At 43.4% G+C, this 12,777-nt stretch carries 15 protein-coding genes; 11 read left to right on the forward strand and 4 right to left on the reverse strand.

Going from position 1 to position 12,777, the window contains the following annotated elements:
* Window positions 1–79: 79 nt before the first annotated feature.
* From DET59_RS20520 to DET59_RS20535, 4 genes are all read right to left on the reverse strand, one after another.
* The gene (locus DET59_RS20520; RefSeq protein WP_113971459.1) at window positions 80–1,447 is read right to left on the reverse strand and encodes a PTS ascorbate transporter subunit IIC; all 1,368 of its coding nucleotides are present in this window, start codon (window positions 1,445–1,447) and stop codon (window positions 80–82) included.
* A 30-nt stretch (window positions 1,448–1,477) separates the two neighbouring features.
* On the reverse strand, window positions 1,478–1,744 hold the full coding sequence (locus tag DET59_RS20525; protein WP_060671682.1) for a PTS sugar transporter subunit IIB: 267 nt from the start codon (window positions 1,742–1,744) through the stop codon (window positions 1,478–1,480).
* A gap of 19 nt (window positions 1,745–1,763) precedes the next feature.
* A complete protein-coding gene (locus tag DET59_RS20530) occupies window positions 1,764–3,875 on the reverse strand; it encodes a BglG family transcription antiterminator (RefSeq protein ID WP_113971460.1) in 2,112 nt (703 codons plus the stop codon).
* 357 nt (window positions 3,876–4,232) lie between these two features.
* Window positions 4,233–4,415, reverse strand: coding sequence for a CsbD family protein (locus DET59_RS20535; RefSeq protein WP_113971461.1), 183 nt, complete (start codon window positions 4,413–4,415; stop codon window positions 4,233–4,235).
* A gap of 210 nt (window positions 4,416–4,625) precedes the next feature.
* Between DET59_RS20535 and DET59_RS20540 the strand changes: the two genes are divergently transcribed.
* From DET59_RS20540 to DET59_RS20595, 11 genes are all read left to right on the forward strand, one after another.
* Complete coding sequence (locus DET59_RS20540; RefSeq protein ID WP_113971462.1) at window positions 4,626–5,297, forward strand: Type 1 glutamine amidotransferase-like domain-containing protein; 672 nt, start codon at window positions 4,626–4,628, stop codon at window positions 5,295–5,297.
* Between the two features lie 48 nt (window positions 5,298–5,345).
* Entirely contained in the window at window positions 5,346–5,777 is a 432-nt protein-coding gene (locus tag DET59_RS20545; protein WP_113971463.1) for a cytidine deaminase, read from the forward strand.
* Window positions 5,778–5,795: 18 nt separating this feature from the next.
* On the forward strand, window positions 5,796–6,419 hold the full coding sequence (locus DET59_RS20550) for a kinase (protein ID WP_113971464.1): 624 nt from the start codon (window positions 5,796–5,798) through the stop codon (window positions 6,417–6,419).
* Between the two features lie 19 nt (window positions 6,420–6,438).
* Window positions 6,439–7,188 (forward strand): class I SAM-dependent methyltransferase, encoded by a 750-nt coding sequence (locus tag DET59_RS20555; RefSeq protein ID WP_113971465.1) that lies wholly within the window; start codon window positions 6,439–6,441, stop codon window positions 7,186–7,188.
* An 18-nt stretch (window positions 7,189–7,206) separates the two neighbouring features.
* Complete coding sequence (locus DET59_RS20560) at window positions 7,207–7,545, forward strand: NIPSNAP family protein (protein ID WP_113971466.1); 339 nt, start codon at window positions 7,207–7,209, stop codon at window positions 7,543–7,545.
* 262 nt (window positions 7,546–7,807) lie between these two features.
* Window positions 7,808–8,308 carry a YcxB family protein gene (locus DET59_RS20570; protein ID WP_113971468.1) on the forward strand — a complete coding sequence of 167 codons (501 nt, stop codon included), beginning with the start codon at window positions 7,808–7,810 and terminating at the stop codon, window positions 8,306–8,308.
* A gap of 304 nt (window positions 8,309–8,612) precedes the next feature.
* Entirely contained in the window at window positions 8,613–9,443 is an 831-nt protein-coding gene (locus DET59_RS20575; protein WP_113971469.1) for a glycerophosphodiester phosphodiesterase, read from the forward strand.
* Window positions 9,444–9,744: 301 nt separating this feature from the next.
* On the forward strand, window positions 9,745–10,467 hold the full coding sequence (locus DET59_RS20580; RefSeq protein WP_113971470.1) for a polysaccharide deacetylase family protein: 723 nt from the start codon (window positions 9,745–9,747) through the stop codon (window positions 10,465–10,467).
* Window positions 10,457–11,056, forward strand: a complete 600-nt coding sequence (locus DET59_RS20585; RefSeq protein ID WP_113971471.1) for a DedA family protein — start codon at window positions 10,457–10,459, stop codon at window positions 11,054–11,056. Before DET59_RS20580 ends, DET59_RS20585 begins: the two co-directional genes overlap by 11 nt.
* Window positions 11,053–12,225, forward strand: coding sequence for an MGDG synthase family glycosyltransferase (locus DET59_RS20590; RefSeq protein ID WP_113971472.1), 1,173 nt, complete (start codon window positions 11,053–11,055; stop codon window positions 12,223–12,225). The genes DET59_RS20585 and DET59_RS20590 overlap by 4 nt, the downstream gene beginning before the upstream one ends.
* Window positions 12,226–12,394: 169 nt before the next feature.
* Window positions 12,395–12,580 carry a DUF4083 domain-containing protein gene (locus DET59_RS20595; protein ID WP_113971473.1) on the forward strand — a complete coding sequence of 62 codons (186 nt, stop codon included), beginning with the start codon at window positions 12,395–12,397 and terminating at the stop codon, window positions 12,578–12,580.
* The last annotated feature ends 197 nt before the right edge of the window (window positions 12,581–12,777 follow it).

Raw genomic sequence — 12,777 nt, forward strand, 5'->3', positions numbered from 1 at the left:
CTGTCCGCATCTGCATCGTAATGGAAGATGAAAAAAAAGTAGCCACCCTCCACAAACATAGAGGGTGGCTACTTTCATTTTATGCTACTTCTGTTTCTTCCTTCTCCCCAGTCCCTTTAGCCTTAAAGCTGATAAAGAACAGGACGGCAAGAAGAACGATGATCGATACGAATACCATCATATTGGATTCGATCAGGCTGACGAGGTTACCAAGCACAATGCCGACTAAACCGAAGTCTGCATCTCCGAATGTGGTTCCCTGGAATCCAAGTGAGCTGAGCACCGGCAGCAAGAGAGCCGGCAGGAAGCTGATCATGACCCCGTTTGTCATGGAACCGATGATGGCACCGCGGCGTCCACCTGTTGCATTACCGAATACTCCGGCTGCTGCCCCTGTGAAGAAGTGAGGGACGAGTCCCGGAACGATGACTTTCAATCCTAGTAAAGGAAGGAAAAGCATGCTCACAAGTCCGGCGATGAAGCTGAATAGAAATCCGATGATGACCGCGTTCCCGGCAAATGGGAAGATGGCAGGGCAATCAAGGGCCGGTTTCGCATTCGGGACGATTTTGTCCGCGATCCCTTTGAAGGCTGGAACGATTTCACCAAGGAGCATGCGTACCCCGGCTAAAATGATGTACACACCAACGGCGAATGTGATCCCTTGCATAAAGGCGAAGACCAGGAAGTTCTGACCGCCGCTTAATTCTCCTTCGACGAAAGCTGGGCCTGCTGCGCCTGCTACGACGAAGAACAGGATGACCATCGTCAGGGAAACGGAAACGGATGTGTCACGCAGGAAACCGAGTGATTTCGGCACTTTGATTTCTTCTGTCGATTTGCTTCCTTTCCCTACTGCCTTCCCGACCATTGCGGAAACGAGGTAACCGATCGAACCGAAGTGACCGACGGCAAAGTCATCAGAACCCGTGACTTTACGTGTGAATGGCTGAAGCATGGCAGGTGACAGGACCATCAACGCACCAAGGATGATCGAACCGAGAACGATCAACGGTACTCCGGTGAATCCTCCGGTCGTCAGGATGACGGCGATCAAGCAGGCCATGAACATGGTATGATGTCCTGTTAAGAAGATGTATTTAAAAGGACTGAAACGTGCAATCAAAATATTGACCACCATACCGAACAGCATGATCATTGCTGTTTCCGTTCCAAAGCTTTCCTGTGCAAGAGCCACGATCGCTTCGTTGTTCGGGATGACCCCGTCCACTTCGAAGGCGTGGTTGAACATGCTGCTGAACTGTCCGAGGGACTGGACGAGTACATTCGCACCCGCCCCGAGGATGACGAAGCCCATGACCGTTTTAAGGGTTCCGGACACGACATCCCCTGAATTCTTGCGTTGAATGAGGAGTCCGATTAAGGCGAATAGACCGACAAGGATCGCTGGTGTACCGAGTATATCCTTCATTATGATATCTATCATTTATATCGCTCCTTCTTTTTTTAAAGTGGTCTAGATATTTTGTTCCAATGCTGCACGAAGTTCGTTCTTATCCATCAGGTTTCTTAGCTTCACGACATTCTTACGGCCGTCTTCCAGGCTTTCGACGATATCTTCAGAGCCCAGGAAAAGGTCCGCTTGTTCTGTCTTGGCTGTTGTCAGATCCGTGTGGGAAACTTCCGCTTCTTTCCCCATATCCTTCAGTGCTGCCTTTACGTTCATTTCCACGATCATGCTGCTTCCTAATCCATTTCCACATACGACTAATACTTTTTTCATTTTCATTTCCTCCTCAGATTTATACTTCTACTGTTTGGTTGATTAATTCAATGACGGTTTCTTGATCACTTGCTGCGATCAACTTTTCTACATTGCCTTCATTTGATAATAGTTCTGTTAGCTGTGCCAATGCCTTTAAGTGCGTTTGATTATCGATTGCCGCAAGCACAATGATGAGCTGGGCGCGATGCTTTTCTTTTTCGGAAAAATAAACCGGTTCTTCGAGTCGCAGGAAGCTCATCCCCAGCTGTTCGACTCCTGTTTCAGGACGTGCGTGGGGGATCGCGATATTCGGTGCGATGACGATGTAAGGACCCAATTCCTTCACGTTCGTGATCATCGCCTCCACATAGTCCGGTCGGATCGATTGCTGTTCGACAAGGGGCTGGCTTGCCGCCTTGATGGCTTCCTCCCAATCCGTGACACGGTCTTTCAGCTGGATCGTCTGTTCTGTCAGTAATTCATTAAGCATAGGCTTTCTAAGCTCCTTTATCGTGGGAGTAGTTTGTTCTAATAGCTGGACCAGTTCTTTTTTTAATGCATCTTCCTGATGGACAGTTGCGTGACGCTTGATCACGTCCATCAGAAGATCGGTCCGGTTCTTTTCGGTCGGCTTCGAGTCGAAAAGCTCATTCATCCGCTGCATGACCCGTTCCTTTTCCGAATTGGTCAGTATGGCAGGCACATGGATGACGGGAATGTCTTTTTCTTTTATATAATTGGTGGAAAAGATAATATCCGCCTCGTACTCGTTCTTTCGATACTCCCTCATGGAGAGCGTCGTGATGACATTCAGCCCGGCGATCAGATTCTCGAGCTGTGTTCTGAGCATGTTCGAAGTCCCTATCCCATTCTCACACACGATGAGTGCCTTGAATTTCGTCTCGACTTTCTTCTGCTCTTTCGTCAACCACCCACCGAAATGCAGGGTGATATAGGCTGCTTCTTCATCCGGTACCGCTTTTCCGACATATAGTTCCAGATGCTTCATCACCCGCTTCGTCAGGTGGAAAATATCAGGGTATGTCGTCTGAATACTGTCAGACAGGTCATTCGCAATGGAGAGTCCGTACTTGAGCCGGTAATAGGTCGGTTTAATATGAGAAATCAAGTTTTCTTCGAGTCCCTTTTTATCATCGAACACCACACAGGAGTAAAGCTGAAAATCATCGATCATCCGTTGCACCACTTCCTTCAGTCCGGATAATTCCCGTTCCGTATAACGGTTGAAATTATCCTGTTGGACTTTGGACCCCAATAGATTCATGGTGATGAAACAAACCTCATCATCTGGGAAAGCAACTTCCTTTGCGTGTTCAAGTTTATTCGTAATGTGCAAGGCTGCTTTATATGCTTCAGTTTGCTTGAGGACCTGCTTTTCTGCTTCTGGAACCAGAATATACTCTGACAGCTCGATACGCTTCATGATCATCAAGATCTGAAGGGAAAGGATCTCCACCATTTCATCTGTCAGCGTCAATCCCAATTCTTTCTCAGCTTCATATAGAATCTCTCTCACCAGGCGTCTTTGATCCGTTTCATGCGACCACGTGGCAGCTTCCGGCTGGATCATCTTATGAACCTCATTCCTGACGTTCTGCCACTCCGGGTGCGAGAAGATGGTTGCCAGTATATTCGAAAGCATCGTTCTTTTAGCATCCTCAGGACCACTCAATCGGTATCCTGAACCTTTCTTGTAATACAACCGCAAGCCGGCTTTGCTGAACTCTTGCTTGATCTCTTTAATCACCTTGGCAATCGTCCCCCGGCTCATACTTGTCAGATCCATGAACCGTTGCATTGATGCATCTTGTTCTTCCAATAATATTTTGGCTTTAATCAAGACTTCGCGTTCCTGCTTCGACAATTGATACTGCCAATCTTCGAAACCTTGATCCTTAGAAACCATCAACTTCGATTTCGATGCAGGAGGCAAAAACAATCCCTTGCCATGCTGGCTTTCAATGGGTTCTAATCCTTGAGTCCGTAACCAACTATTAATCTGATCAAGGTCGTAATAAATGGTCCGCTGAGACAAATTCGTCCTGGCCACCAGATCTTTCGTCGGAATCGGATCAGTCGAATGTTGAATGATGGATAATAAGTGTGCACGCCTTTTATCCAGTACCATGAGGATCCCCCTCTGTTAACATTTTTTTGCAAATTTATATTGTTAGTGAATTAGATGATCATCTTATGAGTCTAGTATAATGGCTATTTATAAGTTATGAAAGGGGTTTCAGTGTGCAGAGTTTGTATGGAGTGATTTTGCAAAAATGAACAGATGGGTGAAACAGGCATCAGAGCAGGAAGTTGAGATTGTCAAAGGGGTGGGGTTTTGAAATAATTGGAAGTGTAGAGTTTTAATTAGGAGGTCATCAAATGACAATTGCAGCAATAATAAAAAGGACGATCCCTCTGCTTTTTCCTGATAAGCAGTAGGATCGTCCTCTCATGATTTATTAAGCAGGCAGCCACATGTTTGCAGTTACCAACTTTTCTTAAAGGATTCCCTCACATCGCCAACCTTTTCTTGAACCTTCCCTTTATCCTTATCGCGTTCGCCTTCCGCTATTATACGATCGTCGTTTGTAAGTTTACCCAAACCTTTCTTTAAATCTCCCTTTGCCTGCTTTCGCTTCCCTTTTATCTGATCATGATTTTCTCGCATCTTCACTACCTCATTTCTATGATTTAATTTCTTACTATTCAATATCCAAATGGGATTAAGAATAAACGAAAAGGGTGATAGCAATTTATGTTAACTCAGTAAAAGAAAGAAACATTTGGTTTATCTTGCGAAAATAATCATTGAGTTAAAAGGTGTAATTTGAAATAATTGGTAGTAAGAAAAGAGCATTCCGATTAGGGGAGAGTTATTATGGTTAACCTATTCCTTTCTGGCGGCGGAGATAAGGAACAGACAGAAATAATAGATAAGGAATTTGTTAGAGCAATAGATCTTAATAAGCCATTGCTATATATTCCAATTGCGATGCATGAAGAAATTCCTTATAAAGACTGTTACACATGGATACATAGTGTGTTTAACCCTCTAGGCATAACTGAAATAGAAATGTGGACTGATTTAGAGGCTAAATCTCTAGAGGATCTAAGGGGATTCTCCTCCATTTATATCGGCGGCGGAAATACTTTTTATTTGTTAAATGCCTTACGTGAGACAGGATTTGGAAAGGTTTTAAAAGAGTATGTAGACAAAAAAGGGATTGTATATGGAGGAAGTGCCGGGGCTATTATTTTTGGCAGAGATATTTTAACCTCCTCACACATGGACCCCAACCATACAAATTTGAAGACCTTTGAAGGATTGAATTACTTACAGAACTATTCAATATGGTGTCACTACGAAACTAGTAACGATGACTTAATCAAAGAATACGTATACAAATATGGGATTTCTGTCATTGCATTATCAGAGGAAACGGGCATTGTGATGAGTGAGGACACAGTTAAATTAATAGGTGGGTCTCCGGCATATATTTTTAGAAACAGAGATAAAGATGTCGTTAAACTTAATGAGGAAATTCAATAACTATTCTTTATTGATAAAAAGAAGAACGAACAAAGGGGGACAATCAAAATGTTAAAAGTTAAACCGCTAGAAGAGAGAGATCATGAATTAATCAGGGAAGCAGAAAAAGTCATCGAAAAGAATTATCGATACGGACGACATCACATTGGGTCGGCAGTCCGGTCGGCATCCGGACAAGTATATTCAGCGGTACACGTAGAAGCAAACGTTGGAAGAATCACGGTGTGTGGGGAAGCGATGGCGATCGGAAAGTCTATTTCTGAAGGGGATCACGAATTTGAAACGATTGTAGCGGTGGCTCATCCTCATCCACATGAAGATATAGAGAAATGTTGGGTCGTTGCCCCCTGCGGAATGTGCCGTGAGTTGATAAGTGATTATGGGGAAAATACCTATGTCATCATTTCTTACAACGGAGAACTGGTGAAGTGTCATGTGCTGGAGCTGTTGCCGGAAAAATATAGCAGTGATATTGAGTGAAATGACGGGGGAAGTAATGTGGCTATCGAACAAGTAACAGAAGCGTTGTTATCCCGATATCAAAAAGAGTTTTCGGAAAATCGTTGCTTCATTGTAGGGATCGATGGATTAGGAGGAGCAGGTAAGACTACGGTTGCCAAAGAGCTTCAACATGCATTGCAGCTTTCCAATCATGAGGCTTTCACCTTGCATCTTGATGACATCATTGTTGAAAAGGATAAACGATACGGAACCGGCCATGAAGAATGGTTTGAATATTACTTTCTCCAATGGGATATCGGATTAATCGAAACAGAACTGTTCAGAAAGCTGCATGCCAGCGGCTCTATTACTCTGCCTTTCTATCATTCTCCAACCGATACGCTCATAAGGAAACCATTCCACCTGGCCCCGTCTTCCATCATCCTAATTGAAGGTGTCTTCTTACAAAGGAAAGAATGGCGACGATATGTTGATTTTATGATCTATATAGATTGTTCACATGAATTAAGAGCTGAGAGAGTATTGCACCGTGACCTCTATCTCGGTGACGAACAAGAAAGGCTCGATAAGTACAAAAGAAGATACTGGTTGGCTGAGGATTATTACGTCGATCAGGTTGATCCGATAGGGAGTGCGGATTATATATACAGAGGTAATTAAATGAAAGGGAGATGCTAAGATGCTGGATATTCTGAAACAAAATAAAAAAAGCTGGGATAAAGTCGCCAGCCATTTTAACGGGAAAGATGCATTGCCGAGTTACGGGCCGTATACACAGACGGAAGACGAATTGAGTCTGTTTGATGACATTACCAGCAAAAAGGTGCTTGATATTGGGTGTGGCAGCGGGCACTCCTTACTATATATGAAGGAAATGGGTGCAAGTGAATTGTGGGGCGTTGACCTGTCAGAGACTCAAATCGAGACGGCAAAAGAAACGTTAAAGGGGTTAAATGCCAACTTATCCTGTTCGCCCATGGAAGAAGACATCGGGCTGCCAAAGGATTATTTTGACATCGTCTATTCGATTTATGCGATTGGCTGGACAACAGACCTGTCATCTACTTTAAGGTTGATTCACTCCTATTTGAAAACAGGTGGTTCAATAATCTTTAGTTGGGATCATCCCTTATACCCCCATATGAAAAGTGAAGATGGCCAAATCTATCTGGATGGTTCTTACCAGCAAGAGGGAATCACCACGTACCCGAATTTCAAAGGCGAAGATGCACCTGTCGTCATCCCGAAACGAAAACTGAGTACATATATTAATGAAGTCATCAAAGCAGGATTTACGATTGAATCGGTTATTGAAAGCAACGTATCAGCAGCTTTTGACTCAGTGAAGGAGGAAGTATCTGATCGTTATTACTCATTATATAAAGCGAGGAAATTTCCTACTACAATGGTGATCAAGGCAAGGAAATAGATAAAAGGGGAGATCATCATGTTCTATAGAAGAAAGTTCTATCTAGTCAAAAAAGAGTTCGTCGAAACGTTTAATGATCATTTCAAGCACACCAATTTGCCGAACCAGCTTAAACACGGCTCGCGACTGGTTGGCCGCTGGATGAAGGATCATGATGAAGAAACCGTTGAGATTTTTGCCATTTGGGAATACGACAGTCACGAAGATTATGTGAGGATTGAAACCAGCATCAGAAACGATGAAGATCATCTGAAACGTATCAGGGATTGGTATGAAGAGCATGGCGGGAGGGAATTTGTGGCTAAGGAATATATTATAGAAATGAAGAATGAAGAGTTGGAGTCGACGGTTTGGTGAATGGTATTGGAGCTTCGGGGGTGCTGGTTCGAAGTAAGAGGACCGGCATGGCGCTTCACATTTCAGTATAAAGAATATTCGACACGAAGAATCAATTTTTCCAAATCAGGATCAAGAGTTCAAAGGATAGAAGGTAATGGAAGGTGGAAAATAACAGAATATGTTATAGTGGTTGGGATAAATGTAATAGAAAGAGGGATTTATTATCAGCAATATAAACGAGAACGCAGAGCCATTGTTAACCTTGAAAGGTGCACTGACGTTGGATGATTATAAGTTGTTTAATGCACTCCACACCAAGAAGACGCTCCGTATGATTTCCTTATCTTATTTTGTTCTGATCTTTGTGATCTTTGCTTTTACTACTTTTTCTTTGATGGAGGAGGCCTTAGATGTAGTCATCTTCACCATCTTTAACGTGATCTTTACCTCTGTAGCCACTCTGCTTTTGTTTCTTTTGGCAAAGGTCCTTCTAAGATGGAAGGGAATAAAGGAGTTTAATAGTGACCAGTTAATGAAGCGTGAACATACCTACCACTTTGACGAAAACGGCATCACCCAGATGAGAGGGAGATCCACCAATTACTATGAATGGGCCGATACTCTTAAAGTGCAGGGGAACAAAAGGATGTTCTTAATTTACCTTTCCAAAAACAAGGCGATTCCTCTCCCTGAACGATTCTTCAAGTCTCATATGGACATGGATTCATTCAAGAAAATTGTTTCTGACAACATGGATTCGAAGAAAGTTCATTTTAAATGAAAATTGTCTCGTGATGAGAGGATTTGGGCCAGTCCCCGGCATTTTACAGTGCAGGGAGACTGGTCTTTTTGGGGAAATGGAACAGGTCGATTTTCTATGGCATTTCAAACGCAAAAATCGATTCAAATAAGCACAATTGACCACTAACCTAATCCCCTCAACCAATTTGTAAAGAAACCTAAGAAAAAAGGTCGAATTTTGTTCACGCAATCTATATTAAGCTATATTGTTATCTTCACATCAACTCAACACCCCTTTCCTAAACTAAAGTAGAAATACATACTCAGGATTGGAGATGAAGAAAATGAACAAAAAATTATTAATCGGTACAGGGGTTGCTTTTTCATTGTTGTTCAGCCCGTTCAGTCAGGCGTTTGCAGAAGAACCGACAGCAGGTGAAAGAAAACAGGTGGATAATGTAGCACACCGGGGGGCAGCAGGTTATGCACCTGAAAACACGATCGCCGGTTTTGATGTGGCGGTTGATATGAAGGCAGATTACATTGAAATCGATGTACAAAGAAGTAAAGATGGTGAATTGGTCGTCATCCATGATACATCAGTGGATCGTACAACAGATGGAACGGGAAAAGTGGGGGATTTAACCCTTGAACAACTGCAAAGCCTTGATGCCGGTAGCTGGAAGGGAGAAGAATTTGCAGGAGAGACGATCCCGACCTTTGAAGAAATTCTGGATCGTTACCATGGTAAGGTTGGTATTTTAATAGAATTAAAGGCTCCAGAGCTTTACCCTGGAATTGAAGAACAAGTGGCTGAAGCATTAAGTGAACGTAATCTCGACAAGCCACAAAATGAAAAAATCATTCTACAATCGTTTAACTTTGAATCGATGAAAAAAATGGATCAATTGCTTCCTCATGTTCCAGTCGGTGTGTTAACTTCTAACCGTGCTCTTACCACACCAGAAGCGTTAAAAGAAATCTCAACCTATGCGGAATGGTTCAACCCAAGCTATGGAATCGTGACAGAAGAAGTCGTGAATGAAGTCCACGCCCAAGGGATGCAAATCGGATCATGGACGGTACGCAGTCAGGAAGCAGCCGACTTTCTATTCGACATGAAGGTTGACGCGATCATTACGGATTATCCGGATTATATAGATCCTAGAAACTAATATTCTTGTAAAAGGGGAGTGGCCTTATGCTGCTCCTTTTTTGTAAGGTTCCAGTCTGACCATTAGTCGTTGAAAGGGGCTGTCCCAAAAGCAAGCATGGGGACAGCCCCCTTTTTCATCTGAGGAAAGGGTTGCAACATGATGACCCATCAAGTCAGCTGACTTCTATTGCCCGAGGAAAGCCTTGATATAAAAATCGGTTCACTTTATGATGAATGGAGACATTATAAATAGAGACTCAATCATATGCAGGCAATGTAATTAAAATAATAGAAAGAAATTTATGTTGGAGTTGTACAGGATGAATTGGATCTATATCACATTATTGGTCGTGCTGATGTTTTCAACCTATTCCGTCATCAGCACGGTATATATTCGGAAAAGGAATGACCGTATAACGAGAAGGGTGAATGGTCCGGGTGCGATTGCATTGACGTTTGACGATGGACCGGATCCCATGTATACCGGTCAGCTACTCGATGTCCTTAGTAAGCACGGTGTGAAGGCTACTTTTTTCGTGGTCGGAAGCAAGGTGGAGAAATATCCTGAGTTGGTGAGACGGATGAAGAGGGACGGCCATACAATCGGGATACATCATTATACCCATGTGTCCAGCTGGTTTTTAACCCCTTTTCAATTGAAGAAGCAGTTGGAGCAATCACATATGGTAATCGAGCAGGTGACCCATGAGAAACCGATTTATTATCGTCCACCGTGGGGACATTTCAATGTATTCACCCTGTGGTTATCCAGGGGGTATGAGGTTGTATTATGGTCCCACATCTTTCAGGATTGGAAGGTGAAAAGCAGTGGGGACTTACTTGAACGGATGAAAGAGGCGGATCATGACGGTTCCATCTTCGTCCTTCATGACAGTGGGACGACGTTCGGGGCCGATGAGAAAGCCCCTCATTATATGATAGAGTCATTGGATGCATTCCTTGAGGATGCGTCAGAGAAACAGATCCGATTCACTCCGCTCCCAAACACAGGATTGAAGGAGCAGGCAGTATATGGGCAGTGAAGAGCTTATCCAGTACATTCATAGCTACGGTTATTTCATCATTTTCCTGTTTCTATTCTTCGGGATCGTCGGCATACCGGCCCCGGAAGAGTCCCTTTTGTTCTTAGTAGGGCTATTGGCAGCCAAAAGCCAGTTACTGCTTCCTTTGGCATGGGTCTCTTCATTCCTGGGTGTTTATACAGGAATGATTACGGGGTACTATGGTGGAAGGCTCATTGGACAGCCTCTTATCGAGCGATACGGAAGATGGATCGGGTTATCCGGGGAAAAGGTGCGGAAGTATGAACAGCTCTTTACCAGGCACTCAACCAAGGCTTTACTATTTGGCCTGTTTATGCCGGGACTTCGGCAATTGAGTCCGTATCTCTCGGGTATATTCGGTACACCGTACATGCCCTTTTTCTTCCTTACGATGGCGGGCTCGGCGATTTGGACGGTTACGTATATTTGCCTTGGATATTGGCTCGGCAACACACTTTCCATTAATCCAATCTATGTGCCTTATGCAGGGGTTGGATTACTAGTGATTTTTATCCTGACAACTGTGTGGCGATCCGCTAAAAAGAAAAAAGAGAGGTATTTGGAATGAAGATTGTGATTCTATCGATGTTCAGTGTTCCAACCGGGCATACGAAAGTAGCCGAGGTTCTACACGACAGCATCAGACATGACTATCCGGACGCTGAAATCAAGATCATTGATTTCCTGTCTTTTTCTAATCCTCTTCTGGAAAAAATGATATCCGGTATTTATTTCAAGTGGATCAGAACGTCGCCGGAAAGCTATAAAGGCTTTTACCAAAAGGTGATGATGAAAGATAAAGAACAGAGCTTCTTTTTGAGACGTATTTCCCGATTTGCCACCTACTTTGAAAAGAAAGTGTTGAAGATAGTGGAGGAGGAAAAACCTTCACTGGTGATTTGCACCCATTCCTTTCCATCGAGAATGATTGGAAGGCTGAAGTCACGGGAGGGGAGCATTTCCTGTAAAACGATGAATGCGTATACAGATTTCTTTGTGAACGGGGTTTGGGAAACCGGGCAGATCGATTATCACCTTGTCCCGACTGAAGAGGTGAAGGAGACATTGGTCAGCCGTCACCACGTTTCTTCGGATCGCATTTATCAAACCGGCATCCCCGTTTCCGACGTGTTTAAAGGTAAGGGCACACATCATCGTCCCCGGGGTAAGAAGGGAAAGCATATCCTTGTGGCCGGCGGGAATAGCGGATTATGTGTAAGGAAAAATGGAGTGAAGGTCTTTTCCCGATACCCGGATATCCATTTCTCTGTACTATGCGGTCATAACCACAGGCTGTACCGGTCACTGCTCAACCAACCGAATATTATGCCCTACATGTATATTCAGGACCAGGAAGAAGTGAATGCTCTATATGACGCAGTGGATGGTATCATCACCAAACCGGGTGGAGTCACGATCAGTGAAGTCCTTCATAAAAAAATCCCTGTGTTCATCCTTGCTTATCTTCCCGGTCAGGAAGAGTTTAATTTACATTATCTTGTAGAGCGGGATCTCGTCTTCCACATTGGGGAGACAGGGGACTTCTCTTCCCTGGAAGAAATCCTTTATGATCACAAGGAAATTCAACGAAAAGTAGACAATGTAGAAACTTATTTATCCTCCCTTACCGGCGGCTTCACTGATATATTGAGAGAAATTCAGGAGGAATCGCGCCAGACCATCAATGTGAAATCTGTCGGGGGCAAAGCGGGTATCAGGGTCTTTCTTTCGAGCTGAATAGAGGTCAATCAAGGTTCTGCTGCCTCGGACCAAAGAGAACCATCTTTTCTGAATTGTCGTTTGTATAGAATAGATAATGGGGTCTGACCCTCCACACATTCATCATCGTGTTGGGGTCAGATCCTTTTTTTTGTGGTATAATTATCCAAAAAAAGGTGGAGTCATTATGAATCTCGGAGATTTACTCTTTCAATTTGTTTTCTTTTCATTACTGCTATTGGGAGCCGTGTCGTTCACCCTTTTCATCAAGAGGCTCATCATCAATAGGAAGCAAGAAGTTCATACTTCTGATGATATTCATAAGAAATTAGATAGAATCATTGAATTGCTGGAAAATCAAAATAATAGATGAAAATCCACGAGTTGATCTCCAGCTTTTACTTTACTCAGTAAAGGCAGGCTCATTTATTTTATCATCCCTGGAAACTTTAAATTGAAATGAACGTCTTACTACTGGTAGTGTCAAAAAACTTATGAAAAGTTGTAAAGGGCACTATCTTTAACCCCAAAGTAAGGTTCTTGGTCGCCGCAATCGCTCTTGACAAACAC

Origin of the sequence: Rossellomorea aquimaris (genome assembly GCF_003315075.1) — a bacterium.
Classification (GTDB): domain Bacteria; phylum Bacillota; class Bacilli; order Bacillales; family Bacillaceae_B; genus Rossellomorea; species Rossellomorea aquimaris_C.

Excerpts from the sequence above, each read along its gene's own strand:
- DET59_RS20595 (WP_113971473.1), top strand. The coding sequence starts at position 12,395 with ATGAATCTCGGAGATTTACTCTTTCAATTTGTTTTCTTTTCATTACTG.
- DET59_RS20525 (WP_060671682.1), bottom strand. The coding sequence starts at position 1,744 with ATGAAAAAAGTATTAGTCGTATGTGGAAATGGATTAGGAAGCAGCATG.
- DET59_RS20585 (WP_113971471.1), top strand. The coding sequence starts at position 10,457 with ATGGGCAGTGAAGAGCTTATCCAGTACATTCATAGCTACGGTTATTTC.
- DET59_RS20520 (WP_113971459.1), bottom strand. The coding sequence starts at position 1,447 with ATGATAGATATCATAATGAAGGATATACTCGGTACACCAGCGATCCTT.
- DET59_RS20540 (WP_113971462.1), top strand. The coding sequence starts at position 4,626 with ATGGTTAACCTATTCCTTTCTGGCGGCGGAGATAAGGAACAGACAGAA.
- DET59_RS20530 (WP_113971460.1), bottom strand. The coding sequence starts at position 3,875 with ATGGTACTGGATAAAAGGCGTGCACACTTATTATCCATCATTCAACAT.
- DET59_RS20590 (WP_113971472.1), top strand. The coding sequence starts at position 11,053 with ATGAAGATTGTGATTCTATCGATGTTCAGTGTTCCAACCGGGCATACG.
- DET59_RS20560 (WP_113971466.1), top strand. The coding sequence starts at position 7,207 with ATGTTCTATAGAAGAAAGTTCTATCTAGTCAAAAAAGAGTTCGTCGAA.
- DET59_RS20555 (WP_113971465.1), top strand. The coding sequence starts at position 6,439 with ATGCTGGATATTCTGAAACAAAATAAAAAAAGCTGGGATAAAGTCGCC.
- DET59_RS20535 (WP_113971461.1), bottom strand. The coding sequence starts at position 4,415 with ATGCGAGAAAATCATGATCAGATAAAAGGGAAGCGAAAGCAGGCAAAG.
- DET59_RS20580 (WP_113971470.1), top strand. The coding sequence starts at position 9,745 with ATGAATTGGATCTATATCACATTATTGGTCGTGCTGATGTTTTCAACC.
- DET59_RS20545 (WP_113971463.1), top strand. The coding sequence starts at position 5,346 with ATGTTAAAAGTTAAACCGCTAGAAGAGAGAGATCATGAATTAATCAGG.
- DET59_RS20575 (WP_113971469.1), top strand. The coding sequence starts at position 8,613 with ATGAACAAAAAATTATTAATCGGTACAGGGGTTGCTTTTTCATTGTTG.